This is a genomic window from Xanthomonas sp. NCPPB 3005, from assembly GCF_041228095.2.
GTDB lineage: Bacteria > Pseudomonadota > Gammaproteobacteria > Xanthomonadales > Xanthomonadaceae > Xanthomonas_A > Xanthomonas_A bonasiae.
The window spans coordinates 4597230-4618743 of sequence record NZ_CP166096.2 but is presented as its reverse complement, the minus strand read 5'-3'; the positions used below and the strand labels follow the sequence as shown (position 1 = coordinate 4618743).

At 66.1% G+C, this 21514-nt stretch carries 18 protein-coding genes; 4 read left to right on the top strand and 14 right to left on the bottom strand.

Features of this window, described 5'->3' with window-relative positions; translation table 11 throughout:
- Window positions 1-27: 27 nt before the first annotated feature.
- The 13 genes from AB8810_RS19950 to AB8810_RS19890 form a co-directional block, all read right to left on the bottom strand.
- Window positions 28-1440 (bottom strand): hypothetical protein, encoded by a 1413-nt coding sequence (locus tag AB8810_RS19950; protein WP_369914649.1) that lies wholly within the window; start codon window positions 1438-1440, stop codon window positions 28-30.
- Entirely contained in the window at window positions 1437-1838 is a 402-nt protein-coding gene (locus tag AB8810_RS19945) for a GtrA family protein (RefSeq protein WP_369914648.1), read from the bottom strand. The genes AB8810_RS19950 and AB8810_RS19945 overlap by 4 nt, the downstream gene beginning before the upstream one ends.
- Complete coding sequence (locus AB8810_RS19940) at window positions 1835-3139, bottom strand: NAD(P)/FAD-dependent oxidoreductase (protein ID WP_369914647.1); 1305 nt, start codon at window positions 3137-3139, stop codon at window positions 1835-1837. The genes AB8810_RS19945 and AB8810_RS19940 overlap by 4 nt, the downstream gene beginning before the upstream one ends.
- Before the next feature lie 68 nt (window positions 3140-3207).
- A complete protein-coding gene (locus AB8810_RS19935; protein ID WP_369914646.1) occupies window positions 3208-5442 on the bottom strand; it encodes a hypothetical protein in 2235 nt (744 codons plus the stop codon).
- Window positions 5436-7640 carry a hypothetical protein gene (locus tag AB8810_RS19930; protein WP_369914645.1) on the bottom strand — a complete coding sequence of 735 codons (2205 nt, stop codon included), beginning with the start codon at window positions 7638-7640 and terminating at the stop codon, window positions 5436-5438. Before AB8810_RS19930 ends, AB8810_RS19935 begins: the two co-directional genes overlap by 7 nt.
- Before the next feature lie 234 nt (window positions 7641-7874).
- On the bottom strand, window positions 7875-9125 hold the full coding sequence (locus AB8810_RS19925) for a hypothetical protein (protein ID WP_369914644.1): 1251 nt from the start codon (window positions 9123-9125) through the stop codon (window positions 7875-7877).
- Between the two features lie 15 nt (window positions 9126-9140).
- Window positions 9141-10085, bottom strand: a complete 945-nt coding sequence (locus AB8810_RS19920; protein ID WP_369914643.1) for an NAD-dependent epimerase/dehydratase family protein — start codon at window positions 10083-10085, stop codon at window positions 9141-9143.
- Window position 10086: 1 nt separating this feature from the next.
- Window positions 10087-10815, bottom strand: a complete 729-nt coding sequence (locus AB8810_RS19915; RefSeq protein ID WP_369914642.1) for an SDR family oxidoreductase — start codon at window positions 10813-10815, stop codon at window positions 10087-10089.
- Between the two features lie 2 nt (window positions 10816-10817).
- Window positions 10818-12122, bottom strand: coding sequence for an FAD-dependent oxidoreductase (locus AB8810_RS19910; protein WP_369916692.1), 1305 nt, complete (start codon window positions 12120-12122; stop codon window positions 10818-10820).
- A gap of 2 nt (window positions 12123-12124) precedes the next feature.
- Complete coding sequence (locus tag AB8810_RS19905) at window positions 12125-13513, bottom strand: UbiA family prenyltransferase (protein ID WP_369914641.1); 1389 nt, start codon at window positions 13511-13513, stop codon at window positions 12125-12127.
- Window positions 13514-13620: 107 nt separating this feature from the next.
- A complete protein-coding gene (locus AB8810_RS19900; protein ID WP_369914640.1) occupies window positions 13621-14610 on the bottom strand; it encodes a YbhN family protein in 990 nt (329 codons plus the stop codon).
- A gap of 16 nt (window positions 14611-14626) precedes the next feature.
- Complete coding sequence (locus AB8810_RS19895; RefSeq protein WP_191825423.1) at window positions 14627-15568, bottom strand: electron transfer flavoprotein subunit alpha/FixB family protein; 942 nt, start codon at window positions 15566-15568, stop codon at window positions 14627-14629.
- Entirely contained in the window at window positions 15568-16314 is a 747-nt protein-coding gene (locus AB8810_RS19890) for an EtfB protein (RefSeq protein WP_369914639.1), read from the bottom strand. The genes AB8810_RS19895 and AB8810_RS19890 overlap by 1 nt, the downstream gene beginning before the upstream one ends.
- A 236-nt stretch (window positions 16315-16550) precedes the next feature.
- On the opposite strand from AB8810_RS19890, the gene rfbB reads away from it, so the two are divergent.
- From rfbB to rfbD, 4 genes are read left to right on the top strand one after another with little or no spacing between them, the layout of a single operon-like run.
- Window positions 16551-17606 (top strand): dTDP-glucose 4,6-dehydratase, encoded by a 1056-nt coding sequence (gene rfbB, locus AB8810_RS19885; protein ID WP_369914638.1) that lies wholly within the window; start codon window positions 16551-16553, stop codon window positions 17604-17606.
- A 59-nt stretch (window positions 17607-17665) separates the two neighbouring features.
- Window positions 17666-18553: a glucose-1-phosphate thymidylyltransferase RfbA gene (rfbA, locus tag AB8810_RS19880; RefSeq protein WP_179568591.1), complete on the top strand. Its 888-nt coding sequence runs from the start codon at window positions 17666-17668 to the stop codon at window positions 18551-18553.
- The gene (gene rfbC / locus AB8810_RS19875) at window positions 18550-19107 is read left to right on the top strand and encodes a dTDP-4-dehydrorhamnose 3,5-epimerase (RefSeq protein ID WP_369914637.1); all 558 of its coding nucleotides are present in this window, start codon (window positions 18550-18552) and stop codon (window positions 19105-19107) included. The genes rfbA and rfbC overlap by 4 nt, the downstream gene beginning before the upstream one ends.
- Window positions 19104-20021 (top strand): dTDP-4-dehydrorhamnose reductase, encoded by a 918-nt coding sequence (rfbD, locus tag AB8810_RS19870; protein WP_369914636.1) that lies wholly within the window; start codon window positions 19104-19106, stop codon window positions 20019-20021. The genes rfbC and rfbD overlap by 4 nt, the downstream gene beginning before the upstream one ends.
- 81 nt (window positions 20022-20102) lie before the next feature.
- On the opposite strand, the gene AB8810_RS19865 is transcribed toward rfbD, so the two are convergent.
- On the bottom strand, window positions 20103-21506 hold the full coding sequence (locus tag AB8810_RS19865) for a mannose-1-phosphate guanylyltransferase/mannose-6-phosphate isomerase (protein ID WP_369914634.1): 1404 nt from the start codon (window positions 21504-21506) through the stop codon (window positions 20103-20105).
- Window positions 21507-21514 lie beyond the last annotated feature (8 nt).

The window sequence follows — 21514 nt, the reverse complement described above, 5'->3', positions numbered from 1 at the left end:
GCAATTGCTGGCGGTCTCTAGCCGCTGCTAGCGCACATCGTTCGGCGAGGCGAAGCTTTCCAGTTGCCTGGGCCGGTCGCTGCCGGAAAGCGCCTGGAGAAGATACGGATCGTGCAGGAGCTGGTGTAGCCGCTGCGAATTCGGATAAGGCAGCGGCAACTGCCCGCTTTCGAACGTTACGTCATCCTTGGAGGCGACGTAGTACAGCACGCCTTGCGCCTGAGCTTGCGTCGCTTCGTGGCGTGCGCGCAGCGCCTCCATATCGACGTGGAATCGCTCGGCCCAGCCACCGAATACGGTCAGCATAAAAAGCGCTGCCACCGCATAAGTTCCGCGTTGGGCCAGCGCGGTAAAGGTATGGCGGAGCTGCACTAGGCGGATGGCGAACCAGGCATTTGCGAACAACCCGGGAATGAGGATCTCCGTATAGCGCGGGGACAGCTCCACAAGGTCGTGTCCACGGCCGTAGGCGATGGCGGCCGCCTGCAGGCCGCCCCAGGCCAGCAAGCCGGCCATTGTGATGTCCGTCTTGCCGGCCGGTCGGGCATGGAGCGTCAACGCCACGCCGAGAATGCCCGGGAGCCAAAGCAGCAGCGCAGGCGCGTGCATGCCGCGCACCGGCCAGCTCAACACGCGCGTCAGCCCGCCAAGCAGTTCGAGCGCGGATTGCGCGCGCATGACCGCGTGCTGGGGAATGACCGGCATGGCTTTGTAAGCCGCCACGGCGATGGCCATCAGCAGACAAATGGCCAGTACCGGCGGCCACTTGCGCCCCGGCAGCAGCCAGGCGGCCAGCGCATACGTGATCGCCGCTGCGACCGGCGTCAGCAGGCCGGATGCCATCGTGAGCACGCTGATCACGGAAAGCGCGACAACGCCGCCGATGGCGACGACACGATCATGTCTCGCTGCAGCAAGCGAGATCGCCAAGACCGCAAACAGGATCAGGAAGTAGAACTGGCTCTGGAAGCCGACCAGGAAGTTCTCCCAGGAGTAGGGCAGAACCGCTGCGCAGATCGCCACCGCGACCAACAAGAAACGCGAGCGCAGCGAGGCGCCGATGCGCATGCCGTGCCAGACCAGAATGGCGGGAATCATTGCGTAGATCGCCGCGCTGATTCTGGCTTCGTAGATGTTGTTCCACTGCCCGGTTGCGAGATAGCTCGCCAGCGTCACCAACTTCGTCGGCAGAATCCGATGTTCGTTGTGCGCATGCAACAGCTCGGCCAAGCCTAGCGAGCCCGACAGCAGCGGTTTCAGCAGATTGTCGCCTTCCCCGTCCCATTGATCCCAGAACGGCATGCTGACGGCAAAGTGTTCGATGTAAAGCAGACGCGCAGCTAGTGCGATCAGACCCACCGCGACGGCTATCAACCATGTCGGATAGGGCCGGCCCTGGCCAAGGCCGCCGCTTGCATGGCGCATGGCGACACCGTTCATGCCGGCCGCTCTTTGAAGGTGAGGGCTTTGTGGCCAAAATAGCTGGTGAAGACCGGTACCGCGACGCCGATCGCGTGCGCCAGCGTTTCAGGATGGAAGCGCATGCCCATCGCCGGAAAAATCCAGCGTGCGAAGGCCAGGCTGCAGACGAGCGTCTGCAGCACGGCAGCGATATTGATCAGCGTGAACCAGATGGCCTGATGTTTCAGGCCGGTGCTGGCGGCTTCGAAGACGAACATGCGGTTGAGCACGAACGCCGTGAGCATGCCGATGAGATAGGCCACCACGATCGACCCTGTGTACGGCATGACATGGCCGAGCAGGATGCGCGAGCCGAAGTTGGCGGCGGCAGCGGTTCCTCCCGCCAGCAAGAACTTGATGAACTTGCGCGATGTCATGCGCGAAGCACGGCTTCTGCCAGGCGGTCAGCCGCCTGCAGGCTCTCGGAGATCGAACGGTCTTCGGGATAGTAGTAAGCAGTGTCGGCCATGAAAAACCCGTTCAGTGGCGTCCGCATCGCCGGGAGGCGATCCTGGAAGCCCGGCGGGCAGATGGTCTGCGCGAATTCATAGCGGTGGCAGTGGGTTGCCAGGACCCAATCGCGCTGGAATGACGGATTCAGCTTCGGCAGATAGCCAAGCACCTCTTCGATCAGCGCTTCGTTGCTCATGCTCCATTTCGGATGGGTCTTGGGCATGTAGAACGGGGCATACAGGATCTTCTGCCCTGGCGGTGTGGTGGGGTTGAGGTTGCTGTACTCGATCACGCCCGGAATCGCGATGCTCGGGTCGCTGATGTTCATCCAGAAGTTTTCGCTGACCGGCTGCTTCAGTTTCAGGATGACGCAGGCGACCGGGATATTTTCGATGGCACGGATCTGGGCGCTGAAATCGGGCGGCAGGCCAGGCACCATCGCCGGCACGTATTGGATGGGGGCCGTCGAGACAACACCATCGTAGGGCAGGAACTGGCCGCCGGCACGGACGCCACTGACGCTGCCGTTTTCGCTGACGACTTCGTCGATGCCCTGCGACAGCAGGATGCGGCCGCCGCGGGCGGTGATGTCTGCGGCCATCTTGTCCAGCAGGGTCATCGAACCGCCATCCAGGTAGCCAAGGCTCTCGTGCATGAGGCTGCGCCGCGACAACGCGATGCGCTTGATACGCGTGCCGATCCAGCTGGCGGAAAGATTGTCCTTGTACTCGAAGAACTTCAGCCTGAATGCGTCCTTCCACATCACGTCGTACGCTTTGTCGCCGATCCACTTGCGGATCCACGTGGTCGCGTTGACCTTGTCCAGCGCCGTCCAGTCCTTGATGCCCTTGGTGTACATGACGTGCAGGGCATAGCGGAACTTGCTGATCGGCCCGAGATGCGGAAAGCCCAGCAATGCGAACGGCGTTCCCCACTTGTAGAGCTTTCCGTTGTAGAAATAGCCCATCTTGGTATCCGTCCAATGCAGCTTGTCCGACAGGCCGTAACGGCCCAGCAGAGCGAACAGCGGATCGTCGGTCTTGCAGATGAAATGATAGTAGCGTTCGATGGGAAGGCCATCGAAATCGAAGGTCGCGGACATGCCGCCGATGCGGTCGTCGCGTTCGTAGATATCCACGCTGTGGCCGGCGTCGAGGAGCCGAACGGCTGCCATCAGGCCCATGGGGCCGGCGCCGACGATCGCGTAGTTTTTCTTTGAGGTCATGTCATTGGCTTCAGTAGAGGGTCGCCAGCGCCGGTAGTCACTGGGGGCGCGGCAGGCAGGAGGCAAGTTTAGCGTGTCATCGCCATGGGTGATGCGGTGGCGGGGTGCGTTGGGTCCGCAGGGCCGGGGGCGCCATATGGAGCACGCCAGGCGTGAAAGGCCAGGATCAGCGGTGTGGCTGCGCTCAGTCCGAACAGGAACCAGCCGTCCCACGCCACGGATGCCAGACGGAATGCCGGATTCAGCAGGAAGCCGGAAAGGGCCACCCACATTGACTCAAGCGCGACGATCGACATCATCGTGGCGAAGGCGGCTTTGGATACGGGCCATGTGGCGCAGGCGTAGACGATCACAAATGGCGTCAGCACTTCCAGGCAATTTCTGCCCAGCCCATCGGTGCTGTATCCCCAATAGATCAGCATGGTAGCCAGCCCGGCCCCGAAGATGCAGTTGCGCAGATCGCGCAGGGCCGCATCCGGCGGCGAGCGCACCAGCGCCGCATAGGCGAAACCAAAGGCACCGAAGCCGAGTTGTCCAGGCAGTGATTTCGCGTACTGAATGGTCCATCGCAAGGAATCCTGCACAGGACCGAATATCCAGTCGTGCATGGCGTCGGAAAAGAAGAACGCGGCGGGAGTCAGTGTCATCCACAGGTTGGAGACTCTTGCCGCTAGCCAACTGCCTATTCCGAGCGCCGGCTTGATGCCGCGTCCGTCGGCAAATACGTAGCTCATGAACGCATCGCCATGGCCCAACTGCCACTTGTAGTAAAGCCAGGGGAGCATGACCAGCAACAACATGCCCAGGAACCGACTGCTGGCCGCCGCGCTGCTTCGCCAGAACCCGGGGCCGCGCCGTTGGGCAACAAGCAGTAGGCCAATGGCGGGCAACATCAATGCGCCCACCGGATGGCTCAGCCAGGCGAGCGCCGCAAATATCCCCGCGCGTGAGTAACGGCGATTCAGGACGTCGCCGACGACCAGCATGACGAAGTAGGCAGCCAGCAGCTTGGGCCACAGGAACACCACGTTGATGGTCAGCAATGGTGCCAGCGCCAGCCAGAGCGCGGCGCGGTGGCGCCGCTCGGCGGGCACGTTCAACGCACCCATCAGGTGCAGCGCCCCGAGGATGGGGAGCGCATTGAGCATCCATCCGAAGAGCCTCGCCAGGTCCACGCCCGAGTCCACCCCAGGCCATTGGACTCGCGCCGAGGACGGTGGATCGCCCGGGGCGGCACCGAAAAGCTGCAGCAAGGTGTTGATGCCCAGCGGCACCAACGGACCGCGCGAGCCGATGGACCAGTCGCCAAAATACTCGAATCTCTTTTCATCGCCATCGTAACGATGAAGGAGATAGACGGCGGTGCCGTAAGGAATCACATGGTCCGGGGGAGAGGCGACCATTCTGCCGGGAAGCTCTCCGTCGCCGCCGTATTCCTGCGCGACACCCTGGGGATTGAGACCGATGCTGATCGCCTGCAGCAAGGCCAACACGATCGCAATAATGAAGATGCGATCTCCCGACCTTGGCGTTCCGGGGCCGTCACGCCTGATCCGACGGCGGTACAGGAGCGCGACGGCAAAAAGCAAATAGATGCCGGCCAAGCCGGCGCGAAACCACTGCGCGGCCGATGCCGGCAGTATCCACAAAGCCAGGCCGTTCAACGCAAGCAGGATGATGCCTGGAACCGGCAGCAGGCTGAGCGGCAATGGGCCGATGCATGATCGCCATAACAAGCCCGGCAGCAACAGCAGGCCGGCAATCGCAACCGCATGCAGGGCGACGATCGCATAGGCGCTGGCATCGCCAGCGAGATGGCGCCGCTTGCCTAGGCCGAGACCGCCCCAGCCAAATCCGCCTGTCGCGTCATCCGTCAGCGTGAAGGTGATGTCGCCTGGGCCCCAGCCGGATGGCACGGAAAAATAGAGGGGTTGCCATTGTTCGTCGTCGCTCTTCTCTGGCAGAAGCGCGATCGGAGCTTGGCCGCTTTGCTGGGCGAGAAGCCGCACCGAACCGCCCTTGATGTAGCCGGCGGTGAACAGTTGCAGTCGCTGCAGGGATTTTCTCTTGACGGTTACCGCTAGCGTCGCGCGCGTGGCGTCGCCTTGTGCGCAGTAGGTGATGGCCGATATGGCCACGCGCTCACTCGGGCGTAGGCTTGCCGATGAAGCGGCACGGCATCCCCCATCTATGGCCGGTATCGTCACCGCGGCGGCCGTGCCCGCACTGCACCACAGCAGTGCGAACGCGAGCGTTGCCTGCGCCAGGCGCAGCGCCGAGCGCCGCAATGCAGGGGTCAACACCGGCGGTTCTCGTCGTCCATCGCTTCCGGTGAAGCCAGGCTGCAGGCGGCGAGCAAGCCCCCGGCCAATGCCAGCGTGGCACCGATATGGATCGCGCAGGATGCGCCATCAAAGGGTCTGTCGAAGGCGTAGGCGAGTGCAGCGACCGCGACGTTGAGCGCGACGACGGCATAGAGCGCCGGCGAAAAGCACTGAGCCAGCATGAGCAGTATCACCAGCATGCTCATCAGGAAGCTGAAGTAGGCGCCCTGATGGATGACCGTCTGTCCAGGTTCGTAGATCACCAGGATCCAGAACAGGAACGACAGTGCGGCGGCGAGCGCCAGGTCGGAGGGAAACCGCACCGGGCGCAGGCTGCGACGCTTGGCGAACGCATAGGCAACACAGGGTAGCAGCCACAGCGGCGAAGCGAACCACATGGAATAGGCGCCGTAGAAAAAGCTGTTCTCGACGACGGTGGCGATCGCGGCAGGACTGCGATTCCAAAACAGCGCCAAGGCGTCGCCGAAAAAGCTGAAACTGCCGTGCATCAGGCTGTTCAGGTTGGAGGCGCGCCCGGCGAGCCATTGGCCGAGGCCGAGATCGGCATAGGCGGCGCGCAGTACGTGGAAGAAGGAATCGTGGGTGACCGGGACGTGGCCGGCGAAATGCCATTTCAACAGTCTGTCGCCTGGCGGGTCGATGAGGCGCTGGTAGGCGACCCAAGGCAGGTAGGCCGCCACCGCAAGGGCGCCGGTCTTGACCAGCACCGGCAACGCTTGCCCGCGCTTCAGTAGCAGGAACGCGGCCGTGGACCCCACCAGGACGAACAGCGCTCCGCCATGCGACAGCATGGCCAAGGCTGCCGCAAGCCCGGCCATCGACCAGCGTGCCGGCCTGGCGATGCTGGCCGGTCCGAACAGGGCGATGTGGAAGATGGCGCAAAACGTCGCCGCGAAGAGCTTGGGCCATACGAACAGGCCGTTGAGCAGCACCAGCGGGGAAAGCGCGAGCGCGAAGACGATCGCGGCCCGTTGCGAACGCCGCGGCAGCGTGCCGACCAGGACCAGCAGCGGCACGAGCACCAGCGCTTGCGCCCACGTCGACAGGGCCTGATAGATCAGGCCGCCGTGCGGCAGCCAGGAATGGAAGAACAACAGATACAGGCCCGATTGCAGCGGCGGCCGATCGCTGCTCAGCCAGTCGCCGATCATCGGCACGTCCAGGCGCCCGGCCGAAACCATGTCGGCGAAGGTGAGCGGTAGCCACGAGTCCATCGGCAGATTCCGCCAACGATTGGCGGCGATCTGCCAATCCTGTCCGTCCCATGAAAACGGATAGAGCCCGATCCAGAGAATCAGCAATGCCAGCAGGAACGAGGGAAAGAAGAGGCGGTGCAGCGCGACGGCATCGGCAATCGGCGCCCGCCCCCGGCGCAGCCGCAGCGGCAACGCGAGCAGCGGCAGGGCAGCAGCGCCGTAGGCGATGATTCCGCCGAGGGCGGGAGATGCAATGTAGCTCACAATGACGCAGCCGGATGCCGCGCCGAGCGCCAGCACCGCGCAAAGCGCACGCGCCGGCGCAGTCCACGTTCGCGGCAGCAGCCAGCCGGCGAGGATCAGCCACAGATGCGCGGTCAGGATCGCCAATGCCATTGGCAGCGCGTGGGTGGGCAGCGTCGTGGCCAGGCCGTCACGATCAAAGCCCATGCCTGCCCAGCCGAACGTGCCGGTCGCATCGTCGACGAGCCGAAGGTAGAACGCGTGCGCCTGGGCCGCCTCGGGCAATTGGAAGGTGACCGGCTTCCAGCTGTCTCCGATCTTGTCTGCCTTCAGTGCCGAAGTGAAACTGCCGTCGGTGGCGACCGCCAGGACGCGAACGCCCTCTGTACCGGGATACCCCGCCATCATCACAGTGACGCGGCGCGTCCCGGCGGGATATGCCGTTGTCCTGATCTCGCCGGTGGAAGCGTCGCCCTGGTCGCAGTAGGTGATGCGCCCGTCGATGCTCGGCGCCTGCTTGAGATAGGGAGACTGCTTCGGCGGGCAGCCGCCACCCTGCACGAGGCCAGGGTGCGGAGACTGCTGGCATGCGAGCAGCGACATGCTCAGGATGACAATCGCATGCCATTTACGAAATAGGCGGAACATGGACATTTCTTCGAAAAGTGAAGTTGCAGGGGCTCTGGCAAGGGGGGCGCGGATGCCGTCGCGCAGCATGCGAAGCATTCGTTTTCCCGGCGGCATTCGGGATGAGACCGGAGCAACCGGCGTCCATGCACCCAAGAAGGGAATATACAGTCAATGAAAATGGCTTTGTACGCCGCACCCCACGCAGGTATTGGCCCGTGCTCCCCTGCAAACGCCAGTCAAATCGTTGTCGCTTCCTATCCATCGGAGACCCGTCCACGCGCCGTGCCCATCAGGAAAATGGCGCATGCGGTAGCACTGGTATCATTCCTTCGTGGTGATGGTGGCTTCCCAGCCCTCGGGATTGAACTTGATGGTATGCGAGCCCGGCTCATCGAGTTTGCGCAGTTCTGCAGCGGGTCCGTAGTCGACAAAGCTCGGCCGCAGCATGTGGTCCTTGTTCAACAGGCAAATAAACAGCAGCAATAGCAACGTGCATCTGGCGCCCTGCCTTTCGCTGCCCAGCAGATCCTTCAGAACGATGAAGAAGACCCACCAGAAGAGGATTTTCAATGCGAAGAAATAACGGTCGCCGTGGAGCAGCGACAGCAGCGGTTCGACGGTGACCTTGTGCGCTGCGGCCAACACCTCGAGGATCGCAAAGGCCAAGGAGAGAAGCACGCCAATACGGGCTACAGGGGCGAGCCTGCTGAAAAACAGGATGTACATGCCGGCTGCCGCATAGCCGATCGGCCAGAACACCGGCCGAAGCGGGTTGTAGCCCAGGATATGCAACGGAGCGGCCTGCCCAAGCGAGCCGACCACGAGGCGGGCGAGGGAGGTGTACTGGGGGTGTTCCGGCGCCGATGTGTACAGGAACGACAGTTGAATCACCGCGCACGCCGCCACCACCGCCCAGGCGCCGAAGTCGCGCTGCTCGAGGTACTCGGTAGCGATGGAAAGCAGGTTCGAGCGTCTGGTGACGCGCAGGGCGAGGAAGCCGAGCAAGCTCAGCGCCATCAGCGCAAGGCAGATGATCGAGAAGGGGCCGGTTAGCGCGGCGATGGCGAAAACACCCTTGAGCACATGCCTGGCGATCGGATTGCTGGCCTTCGTGGCGATGAAGCAGTAGGTGATCAGCGGAAATTGCAGGAACCATTGGATGTTGGTGATCGTGCCGAACACCTCCCCATTCGTCGGGGTGAACAAGAACACGCTCAGCACCAGATACGGCGGAATCAGCGGGCGCAGGTTCTTTACGCAAATGAAAATCGATGCTGCGGCAATGGCGATCGCGCTGGCGTTGTAGATGAGCGGCGTGTATGCCGCGCTTACGAAGGACGCGAACCATGTCACCAGCCGCGGCGCGGCGTGCAGATAGCCTGCGTATGGTCTGAACAGCAGCAGTCCCTGCTGCTCTATCTGGTCTTTCAGGAAAAGAACGGCGTCTTCCGCCCACAACTGCGGATGCGCCAGGGCGTCATTGGATTTCAGGCAGACCAGGGCAAAGGCAAGGAAGAAAAGGCCGAGATCGTATCTCCTCAGATCGATCCGGTAGTCGCTGCGCAGGTTCATCGACGTCGGGTCTCTTCAGCGCTGCAGCACGATGCGGCTATACCGAGGATCGGTGTAACTCTCCCGGATCGCGTCCTCGAACGGCGTCTGGCGCACGCCGAATACCGCTTCGGTATCGACGCCCTTGAAGTCGTCGCCCGCGCTGAGCGCCTTGAGCTGGTCGGCGGTGAACGGCGGCTTGGAGCTGAAGAGCGAATACACGCGCAGCAGGAAGGCAAAGAACCCGATCGGGATATGGACGATCAGGGTATGCAGCTTCTTGACCCGCTTGATCGTCTTGATGATGTCGACATAGTCCACGCGCGTATCGCCGACGATGTCGTAGACCTCGCCGTCGGGCTCGCGTTCGATGCATTTGGCGATGCAGCGGCAGAAGTCGCGCTCGTACAGCGGTTGGCGCATGAACTTGCCGTCGCCGGGAATCGGGAACACCGGGGTCTTGGCCATGAAGCGCGACAGCCAGCCCAGGTGCTTGGGGTCGAACCAGCCGAACATCAGGGTCGGGCGCAGCACGCAGTGGCGCAGGCCGCTGGCCACCACCATTTCTTCCTGCGCGCGTTTGGTATTGGTGTAGTCGTCCTTCGCCACCGAGTTCACCACCGAGGAACTGATGTGGACCAGGTACGGCACGTTGGCTGCGCGGCAGGCATCGAGCACGTGCGAGGTGGCCACCAGGTTGTTGCGGGTGAACAGCTCGGTGGTCTTGCCGGTGATCTGCGCATGCAGCTGGGCGACGCAGGCGGCGCCTTCGAATTCGCGCGCCCAGTCGCCGGGCTCGGCCAGGTCCGCATGCACCACGCGCACCGCCGGATGCAGCTCGCGCAGGATCTGCAGGTTGTGCGCGTGCTTGTCGATCGCCACCAGCTGGGTGTAACCCTGCTGCTCGAGTTCGACGATCAGGTTCTGTCCGACCAGCCCGGCGGCACCGGTGATGACGATCTTGGCGTGTTTGTCGGTCATGTCAGAGCTTGATCCTGCGGAAAACGAATTCGGGGATGGACTTGATGATGAACATGATCGCCCACCAGAAACCCGGCAGGTAGGCGACGGCACGCCGGCGATCGACGGCGCGCACGATGCCCTTGGCGATCTGGTCGGGCTTGGCCCACAGCGCGCCCTTCTTGAAGGCGGCGGTCATCGGCGTGTCGACGAAGCCCGGCTTGATCGTCAGCACGTTGATCCCGGCCGGGCGCAGGCGCTGGCCGAGGCCGCTGAGATAGGCGCTGACCGCGGCCTTGGCGCTGCCGTAGAGGTAGTTGCTGGCGCGGCCGCGGTCGCCGGCGACCGAGGAGATCACCGCCAGCGTCGCGCCGGCCGCCAGGCGCGGCGCCAGCGCCGCGCACAGCGCGATCGTGGAGGTGCCGTTGGTGGCGAATTCGCGCAGCGACAGCTCGACCGAGGCGTCGCACGCGGCCTGGTCCGGCAGGGTGCCGTGCGCGATCAGGACCACGTCCACGCCGCCGAGAGCCGCCCATGCCGCGTCGAACGCTGCGCCGTGGTGCGCGCCGTCGTTGACGTCGAGCACGCCGACGCTGCTCTTGGCGCCGCGCACGGACAGGTCTGCCGCGATCGCCTCCAGGCGCGCGGCCTGGCGGCCGAGCAGATGGATCGCCGCGCCGCGTGCGGCGTAGCGTCGGGCAGTGGCTTCGGCGATGGCCGAGGTGGCACCGATGATGAGGACGCGTTGCATGTCTACTCCGTGACCCGGCGCCAGAAGCCGGAAGAAAAACGTGGGTCGAGATAATCGGCGAATTCCCGCCAGCGGCCGTAGGCGCGCTGGAACGACGCCGCGCTCATGCGCGCATCCTTGGCAGGGTACAGAGCGCCGCCGGCCGCGTCGACGATGCGGTCCAGCCGCTCCAGCAGCCGGAACACCTCCGGGCCGCTGTTGGGGAAATCCAGCGCCAGGGTGGTGCCCGGGCGCGGAAACGACAGCATGCCGAGCGAGCGCGCGTTGCCGAATTCCTTCAGCACCGCCAGGAACGAGCCGCTGCCGCTGCGCGCGATCTCCGCCAGCAACGCGTCGATGCCATCGCGCGAGGCGGCCGGCGGCAGCACGCACTGGTACTGCAGGAAACCGGCCGGGCCGTACATCCGATTCCAGTTGCGGATGCCGTCCAGCGGATAGAAGAACGGCAGCAAGTGGCTGACCGAGCGCTTGCGCGGCGCAGGCTGGCGCCAGAAGTACAGCGCGTTGAACGGCCGCAGCGACAGTTGGTTGACCAACGAGAACGGCGGCGTCAGCGGCATCGGCAGGCCTGCGCCGGGCGGTTTGGGCCGTTCTTCTGGCAACCCCGGGCAATGGTCGGCGCGGGTGAAGTGGCCGCGGCCGCGCGCGCGGCCGCCGGCCAGGCAGTCGATCCAGGCGACGCTGTATTCGTGGCTGTCGGCGGAGGCCGCGGACAAGGCGAAGAACTCGTCGAGCGAGCCGAAGCGGATGTTCTCCGTTTCCAGGGCCGCGCTCGCGACCCGGCGCAGCTGGAGTTGCGCCCAGGTGATCAGGCCGGTCAATCCGAGGCCGCCGACGGTGGCCGCGAACCAGCCTTCGGCATCGTCGTCGGGGCTGCACACGCGGCGCGTGCCGTCGCTGCGCAGCAGCTCGAACGCGCGCACATGGTGGCCGAAGCTGCCGGTGCGGTGGTGGTTCTTGCCATGCACGTCGTTGGCGATGGCGCCGGCCACCGTCACGTAGCGGGTGCCCGGGGTGACCGGCAGGAACCAGCCCTGCGGCAGCGCCAGGTCGATGATCTCGGCCAGGGTGACCCCGGCTTCGCAGCGCAGCAGGCCGGTCGCCGGATCGAATGCGATGAACCGGTCCAGGCTACGCGTCGCCAGCAAGGTGCCGTCCGGATTCAGGCAGCTGTCGCCATAGCTGCGGCCGTTGCCACGCGGCAGCGCATGGCCGTCGAACGCAGGCAGTTCCGCCGTCCGGTCGGTGACCGGCAGCAACACCTGCCTCGCCTTCGGATAGCGTCCCCAGGATTGCCCCGCGTCCACCATCAGATGGCGCTCAGCGCGAACAGTCCGCACAGCACCACCACCACCTGGCTGACCCGGTCGGTGGCGGCGAACACGATCGGGTCGTCGTGCATGTCGCCGCGGTGCGCGATCACCCACACCCGGCTCACCCAGTACAGCAGCACCGGGCACACCAGCCACAGCACTTTCGGGTGGCGGTACAGTTCCACGCTCTCGGGGCTGTTGATGTACAGCGCCATCACCATCACCGCGATGTAGCCGGCCGCCGCGCCCATCGACTGCAGCAGCGACAGGTCTTCCACCGAGTAGGCGCGCCCGCTGGCCTTGGTCTTGCCGCTGCTCAGCATCGCGTGCAGCTCGGTATAGCGCTTGAGCAGGGCCAGCGACAGGAAGATGAACATCGAGAACGCCAACAGCCAGAACGACAGCTCGACGCCGATCGCCATCGCGCCGCCGATGATCCGCACCGTGTACAGCGCCGCCAGCAGCACCACGTCGATCATCACGATCCGCTTCAGCCGCAGCGAGTACGCCAGCGTCATCACGTAGTAGGCCAGCAGCACCAGGGTGAATTCCAGGCTGCAGGCCAGCGACAGCGCGAGCCCGGCCACGGTCAGCGCCGGCGCGGCGAACAGGCCGTGCAGCAGGGGAAGGCGGCCGGCGGCGAAGGGGCGCTTGCGCTTGCGCGGGTGCTGCCGGTCCGGGGTGAGATCGAGTAAATCGTTCAGCACGTACACGCCGGAGGCGCACAAGCCGAACGCGACCAGCGCGATCGCCGCCTGCAGCACCGACTCCGGATCCAGGAAGCGATGCGCGGTCAGCAGCGGGACGAACACCAGCAGGTTCTTCAGCCACTGGTGCAGCCGCAGCGCCTTCAGCCAGGCGCGGGCGCGCGGCGGCGCGGGCCAATGCGCATGCACCGTGGTGCGCTGCGCGGCGGCCTTGCTGAGCGCGTTGCCATTGTTGACGACCCAGGCGCCGCCGGCTTTCTCCCATACGTGCAGGTCCACGCTGCCGTTGCCGGCATAGTCGAAATTGCCGGCACCGAACGTTTCGACCAGGACATCGGCCTTGTTGCGCCCGGAGAGATTGCGTTTGCCGTCGCTGGCGATCACCTGCTCGAACAGGCCCAGATACTCCGCGATCGGCGTCACCAGCAAGGCATCGGATGCGGTGCACAACACGCGCGGACGCTGCGTGGTGGTACGCAGCAGTTCCAGGACTTTTTCGTTGTAGGGCAGGGTCTCGGCCGGCAGGGTGACGCGCGAGGCCAGTTCGCGTTTCAGCGCCGCCTTGCCGCGCAGCAACCACAGCGGCAGCAGGAACAGGTACAGCGGATTGCGTGCCAGCAGCGCCAGCACCGATTCGTAGAGAATGTCCGAGTTCAGCAGGGTGCCATCCAGATCCACGCACAGGGCGCGCCCCGAAACTGCCGGATGGTGGGGCGGGGAACTGGTAGGGGCAGACATTCGATGGCCTGGCGGTCCATTGCGGGGCCGCGATTATACCTAGCGAATCAGGCGCTCTCGCCGCGGGGCAGGAACTCGGCCCTGATCATCGCCAGCGCGCCGACCAGAATGGCGTACCACAGCGTGACCAGGCGCGCCGCCACCGCCACGGCGATCGCGTCGGCGGTGGCGATGCCGAGGCGGTCGAGCATCAGCACGATCGCCAGTTCGGTGGTGCCGACGCCGCCGGGCACGAAGGACAGCGCGCCCACCAGCATCGCCAGCGGGTAGATGCCGAACGCCACGATGGGATCCAGCTCCAGGCCCATCCCCAGGCACAGGCCGACGAACACCGAGGAGGTCAGGCCCCAGGCCATCAACCCGGCGACCATGCTTTGGCCGAACTGGCGCGCACCGAGGCAGCCGCGCAGTTCCAGCGCTGCGGCCAGCGCGAACTGGGCCAGGCGCTGCAGCCAGCGCCCGGGCATCCAGCGCACCAGGCCGGTCAACCGGTCCAGCAGCGGCGGCCAGGCGGCCGCGCCGAACAACAGGCCCACGAAGGCAAGGACCACCGCCGCCAGCACACCCAGCGTAGGGAACACCGGAGCGGCCAGCAGCGACAGCGCCAGGATGACCAGCAGGTCGGACGCGCGCTCGAACACGAACACGGCGATGGTGCGCCGCGCGGGCACGCCCATGCGGGCAAAATAGCGGATACGCAGCAATTCGCCGGCCTTGCCCGGCGTCGCGGTCAAGGCGAAGCCGGCCAGATAGCCGGCCAGCCCGGCGAACAACGGGACCGGATGGCCGTAGCGCTGCAGCAGCCAGCGCCAGCGCCAGTACCGGAACAGGTAGCTGGCGCTGACCGGCAAGGTCGCCAGCGCCATCAGGTGGCCGACCTCGCTCAATCGCGAGAACGTGCCGTTGCCGCGGTCCACCCAGAACAGCGTGGCCACGTAGCCCGCGCACAACAGCAGCACGAACCCGGCCAGGTGGTCCATGCGCCGTCGCCGCGGCATCGGCATGCCGTCGGCGCCGGAGGGCGGCAGCGAAGTCATCGGAACCGCATCGGCGTCAACCCAGTGCCGTTTCCAGTTCCGGGAGCAAGGTGAACAGGTCACCCACCAGCCCGATGTCGGCGATCTCGAAGATCGGCGATTCCGGATCCTTGTTGATCGCGACGATGGTGCCGGCGTCCTTGATCCCGGTCAGGTGCTGGATCGCGCCGGAGATGCCGACCGCCACGTACAGGTCCGGGGCGATGATCTTGCCGGTCTGGCCGACCTGCAGTTCGTTGGGCACGTAGCCGGCATCCACCGCCGCGCGCGAAGCGCCAACCGCGGCGCCGAGCTTGTCGGCCAGCTTGTAGATGATCTGGAAGTTCTCCGCCGAGCCCACGCCGCGGCCGCCGGAGACCACGCGCTTGGCGCTCTGCAGGTCGGGGCGGTCGGAGCTGCCCGCGGCCAGGCCGACGAAGCGGGTGTGGGTGGGCAGCGTGGCGCTGACGCTGGCCGCTTCGATCGCCGCGCTGCCGCCCTGTGCCGCTTCCGGCCACGAGGCGCTGCGCACGGTGGCGACCACGGTCTGGTCGGCGGGCGCCTGCACGCTGATGATCGCGTTGCCGGCGTAGATCGGGCGCTTGAAGGCATAGTCGCCATCGACCGCCATCAGGTCGGAGATCTGGTTGACCCCGAGCAGCGCGGCGACCACCGGCATCAGGTCCTTGCCGAAGGTGGTGGAGGGACCGAACACGTGGCTGTAGCCCTGCGCCAGCTGTGCGATCTGCGGCCCCAGCACCTGCGCGATGGCGTGTGCGTTGGCCGGGTCGGCGACGGTGAGCACGCGGCTCACGCCGGCGATCTGCGCGGCCTGTGCGGCGACGGCGGCCGGGTCGGCGGCCAGCACGACGATGTCGATGGTTTCCGGCGACAGCGCCTGCGCGGCGCTGACCGTCTTGGCGGTGGCCGCGTTGAGCTGGCCGTTCAGGTGTTCGGCGACGACGAGGATCTTGGCCATTACAGCAACCCCTTCTGCTTGAGTGCGGCCACCAGTTCGGCGGCGTCCTTGACCATCACGCCGCGGCTGCGCTTGGGCGGCGGCGCGTAGTGGGTGGTGGCGAGGCTGTCGTTGGACTCCACGCCCAGGTCGGCGAAGGCCAGGGTCTGCAGCGGCTTGCTCTTGGCCTTCATGATGTCGGGCAGCTTGATGAAGCGCGGCTCGTTCAGGCGCAGGTCGGTGGTGACCACCGCCGGCAGGTCCACTTCCAGCGTTTCCAGGCCGGCGTCGACTTCGCGGGTCACCGTGGCCTTGCCGTCGGCGACCACCAGCTTGCCGGCGAAGGTCGCCTGCGGGCGGCCCCACAGCGTGGCCAGCATCTGCCCGGTCTGGTTGGCGTCGTCGTCGATCGCCTGCTTGCCCAGGATCACCAGGTCCGGCTGCTCCTGCTCGACCAGTTTGAGCAGGGTGCGGGCCGCGGTCAGCGGCTGGATCGCGGCATCGGTGACGACGTGGATGGCGCGGTTGGCGCCCATCGCCAGGCCGTTGCGCAGGTGCGCGGCGGCATCGGCCGGAGCCAGGGTGACCACCACCACCTCGCTGGCGACGCCGGCGTCGCGCAGGCGCAGCGCCTCTTCCAGGGCGATTTCGTCGAACGGATTGGGGGAAAGCTTGACGCCCTCGGTCACGACGCCGGAGCCGTCCGGCTTGACCTGGATGCGGACGTTGTAGTCCACCACGCGCTTGTAGGCGACGAGGATTTTCATCTTGTACGAGATCCTTCAGCAGTGCGGGAAGGCCCGGCCGCGGCGGCTGGCACGGGGCAGTCGGTGGATTCTAACCGGCGGCGATGGACCATGCGAGGGCGTATGGTGGCGGTCGGAGGCGGCTGCCCCAGTCTGAACCCGGCCCGGCAGGCGCAGGCGACCATCCCCGGCAAAGCGTATATCCTGTGCGGTTTGAGCAGCGGCGCGCCTCGCAGCGCCGACCAGGAGACGTGACAGTGGCTACATGGCTAGTAACCGGCGGCGCCGGGTTCATCGGCGGCAATTTCGTGCTGGAAGCGGTGTCGCGCGGGGTGCGCGTGATCAATCTGGACGCATTGACCTATGCCGGCAATCTGAACACGTTGGTGACGCTGGAAGGCAATCCCGACCACGTCTTCGTGCAGGGCGATATCGGCGATCGCGATCTGGTGGCGCAACTGCTGCGCGAGCACCAGCCCGACGCGGTGCTGAACTTCGCCGCCGAGAGCCATGTGGACCGCTCGATCGATGGCCCTGGCGCCTTCATCCAGACCAACGTGGTCGGCACCCTGGGCCTGCTGGAAGCGGTGCGCGACCACTGGAAGGCGCTGCCGGAAGGACCGCGCGCCGCATTCCGCTTCCTGCACGTGTCCACCGACGAGGTCTACGGCACCCTGGGCGAGACCGGCAAGTTCTCCGAGACCACGCCGTACGCGCCCAATTCGCCGTACTCGGCCTCCAAGGCCGCTTCCGACCACCTGGTGCGCGCGTTCCACCACACCTACGGCCTGCCGGTGCTGACCACGAACTGCTCCAACAACTACGGTCCGTACCACTTCCCGGAAAAGCTGGTGCCGCTGGTGATCGCCAAGGCACTGGCCGGCGAGCCGCTGCCGGTCTACGGCGACGGCAAGCAGGTGCGCGACTGGCTGTTCGTCGGCGACCATTGCGAGGCGATCCGCACCGTGCTGGCCAAGGGCCGGGTCGGCGAGACCTACAACGTCGGCGGCAACTCCGAGAAGCAGAACATCGAGGTGGTGCAGGCGATCTGCGCGCTGCTCGACGCGCGCCGCCCGCGCGCCGACGGCCAGCCGCGCGCCAGCCAGATCACCCATGTCGCCGACCGCCCCGGCCACGACCGGCGCTACGCGATCGATGCGTCCAAGCTGAAGAACGAGCTGGGCTGGGAGCCGCAGTACAGCTTCGAGCAGGGCATCGCCATCACCGTGGACTGGTACCTGGCCAACCAGGCCTGGGTGCAGGGCGTGCTCGACGGCAGCTACCGGCTGGAACGCATCGGCACGGCGGCATAACGCGAGTCCCTCGCAAAAGAGCCCGCACATCGATGTGCGGACTTCCTAGGAAGCACCTCATGACCCAACGCAAAGGCATCATCCTGGCCGGCGGCTCCGGCACCCGGCTGTATCCGATCACCAAGGGCGTCAGCAAGCAGCTGCTGCCGGTGTACGACAAGCCGATGATCTACTACCCGCTCAGCGTGCTGATGCTGGCCGGCATCCGCGAGGTGCTGATCATCAACACCCCGCACGAGCAGGCCTTGTTCCGCGCGTTGCTGGGCGACGGCTCGCAGTGGGGCATGCGCCTGGAGTACGCGGTGCAGCCGAGTCCGGACGGGTTGGCGCAGGCCTACCTGATCGGCCGCGAGTTCATCGACGGCAAGCCGAGCTGCCTGGTGCTGGGCGACAACATCTTCCACGGCCATGGCCTGACCGAGACCCTGCGCCGCGCCGACGCGCGGCAGCACGGCGCCACCGTGTTCGGCTATTGGGTCAACGATCCGGAGCGCTATGGCGTGGCCGAGTTCGACCAGGCCGGCAAGGTCATCGACATCGCCGAAAAGCCGGCCCAGCCGCGCTCCAACTATGCGGTGACCGGCCTGTACTTCTACGACGGCCAGGCCAGCGAGCACGCGGCCGCGTTGAAGCCCTCGCCGCGCGGGGAGCTGGAAATCACCGATCTCAACCGGCGTTACCTGGAGGCGGGCGAACTGCACCTGGAACCGCTGGGCCGCGGCTACGCCTGGCTGGATACCGGCACGCATCAGTCGCTGCACGAGGCCTCCAACTTCATCGAGACCATCCAGTCGCGACAGGGCTTGCAGGTGTGCTGCCCGGAAGAGATCGCGTTCGGCCAGGGCTGGATCGATGCCGCGCAGCTGGAAAAACTCGCCGCGCCGCTGTTGAAGAACGACTATGGCAAATACCTGCATGAACTGGCTGTCCGAGGAATTGTTCCGTGAAAGTGATTGAAACCAATCTGCCCGGCTGCGTGGTGATCGAGCCGGCGGTGTTCGGCGACGAACGCGGCTACTTCTTCGAGACCTGGAACGCCGAGCGGTTCGGCCAGCATGGGCTGCCCACCCACTTCGTGCAGAGCAACGTCTCGACCTCGGCCAAGGGCGTGCTGCGCGGGCTGCACTATCAGTGGCCGCGCCCGCAGGGCAAGCTGGTCAGCGTGCTGGAAGGCGAGGTCTACGACGTCGCCGTGGACATCCGCCGCGGCTCGCCGCACTTCGGTCGCTGGGCGGCGGTGGTGCTGAGCGCGGAGAACAAGAAACAGTTCTGGATCCCGGAAGGTTTCGCGCACGGCTTCGCGGTGCTGTCCGAGCGCGCGGTGTTCAGCTATCTGTGCACCGACGTGTACGTGAAGGAAGCCGACGCCGGCGTGCGCTGGGACGACGCGGCGATCGGCGTGGACTGGCCGATCAGCCAGCCGGTGCTGTCGGCCAAGGATGCGATGGCGCCGTTCCTGGCCGACATCGCCGAAGACCGCCTGCCGGTGTACGCGCCGTGACCACGCTGGTGTTCGGCGCCAACGGCCAGGTCGGCCAGGAGCTGTTGCGCGCGCTGGCTGGGCGCGGGCCGTTGCTGGCGACCACGCGCAGCGGCCGCTTGCCCGACGGCAGCGCCTGCGAAACAGCCGACTTCGATCAGCCGCAGACGCTGGGCGCCTTGCTGGACCGGCTGCAGCCGACGGCCGTGGTCAATGCGGCCGCCTATACCGCCGTGGATCGCGCCGAACAGGACCGAGACGCCGCGTTGCGCGCCAATGCCGAGGTGCCGGCCGCGATCGCCGGCTGGTGTGCGGCGCATGGCGTGCCGCTGGTGCATTACTCCACCGACTACGTGTTCGACGGCCAGGGCACCCACCCGTATCCGGAAGACGCGCCGACGGCGCCGCTGGGCGTGTACGGCGCGACCAAGCTCGCCGGCGAAGACGCGATCCGCGCCTCCGGCGCGCAGCACCTGATCTTCCGCACCGCCTGGGTCTACGCCGCGCATGGCAGCAACTTCCTGCGCACCATGCTGCGCGTCGGCGCCGAACGCGACGAATTGCGCGTGGTCGCAGACCAAGTGGGCACGCCGACGCCGGCAGCGTTGATCGCCGACGTCACCGCGCACGTCCTCGCGCAACGCGCTGCCGCGCAATCTGGCACCTGGCACCTGACCGCCGCCGGCGAGACCACCTGGCACGGCTTCGCCGAGGCGATCTTCGAAGAGGCGCTCGCCGCGGGCCTGCTGGCGCGTGCGCCGCGCGTGCTGCCGATCGCCACGGCCGAGTATCCGACCCCGGCCAGGCGTCCGGCGTATTCGCGGTTGGATATCTCCAGGCTGCAGCGGGATTTTTCGCTGGTGTTGCCGCAGTGGCGCGATGGCCTGCGCCGGGTGATCGGCGAACTGGCCGCGCAGGCGCCGCAGTCCGCATAGCGCGGCGCGTGTCGACCTGAAGGGCGGAAACGAAAAAAGCCGGGCATCGACCCGGCTTTTTTCGTTTCGCTGCAGCAGGACTCAAGTGCGCCCGTAGGTGTCCTCGAAGCGCACGATGTCGTCCTCGCCCAGATAGCTGCCGGACTGCACTTCGATCAGTTCCAGCGGCAGCTTGCCCGGGTTCTTCAGGCGATGGGTCACGCCCAGCGGGATGTAGGTGCTCTGGTTCTCGGTGAGCAGCAGCACTTCCTCGCCACGGGTGACCTCGGCGGTGCCGCTGACCACGATCCAGTGCTCGGCGCGGTGGTGGTGCATCTGCAGGCTCAGCGTGGCGCCGGGCTTGACGGTGATGCGCTTGACCTGGAAACGCTGGCCGTTGTCGATCGAATCGTAGGCGCCCCACGGGCGATACACCTTGCGATGCCAGGTGGCCTCGGAGCGGCCGCTGGCCTTGATCCTGGCCACGATCTCCTTGACCTCCTGGATCCGCTCGCGGTGCCCGACCAGCACCGCGTCGTCGGTCTCCACCACCACCACGTCCTGCAGCCCGACCATCGCGATCAGCCGCGAACCGTAGGCGTAGGTGTTGCGGCAATCGATCTCGATCACGTCGCCGTGGTGCGCATTGCCCTGCGCGTCCTGCGGCGAGACTTCGAGCAGGGCCGACCAGGAGCCGACGTCGTTCCAGCCGGCGTCGAGCGGCACCACCACCGCATCGGCGGTCTTCTCCATCACCGCGTAGTCGATCGAGTCCGACGGGCTGGCGGCGAAGGCGTCCTTGTCCAGGCGGGTGAAATCGGCGTCGCGCTTGGACGCTTCCCAGGCCTTGCTGCAGGCGTCGGCGATCGCCGGCTGGAAGCGGCGCAGCTCTTCCAGGTAGCGCGAGGCGCGGAACAGGAACATGCCGCTGTTCCAGTAGTACTCGCCCGAAGCCAGGTAGCCCTGCGCGGTGGCCAGGTCCGGCTTCTCGACGAAGCGCTCGACGGCGCTGACGCCGTTGCCGGCGCCGGCCTTGATGTAGCCGTAGCCGGTTTCCGGCGCGGTCGGCTTGATCCCGAAGGTGACCAGCTTGCCCTGCTCGGCGGCGGCGGCCGCCGCGCGTACCGCGGCCTGGAACGCCGCTTCGTCGCGGATCACGTGGTCGGAGGGCAGGATCAGCAGCAGCGGATCGGCGCCGTTGCGGGTGGCCTCCAGCGCCGCCACGGCGATCGCCGGGGCGGTATTGCGGCCCTTGGGTTCGAGCAGGATCGACTGCGGCTTCACGCCGATCTGCTGCAACTGCTCGGCGGCGACGAAGCGGTGCTCTTCGTTGGCGACCACGATCGGCGCGTGCCCGGCCACGGGCGCCGCACGCAACCACGTGGCCTGCAGCATGCTGTGTTCGCCGACCAGCGGCAGGAACTGTTTCGGGTAGGACTCGCGCGACAGCGGCCAGAGCCGGGTGCCGGAACCGCCGGACAGGATGATGGGTAGGACGTCGCTCATGGGCGGGG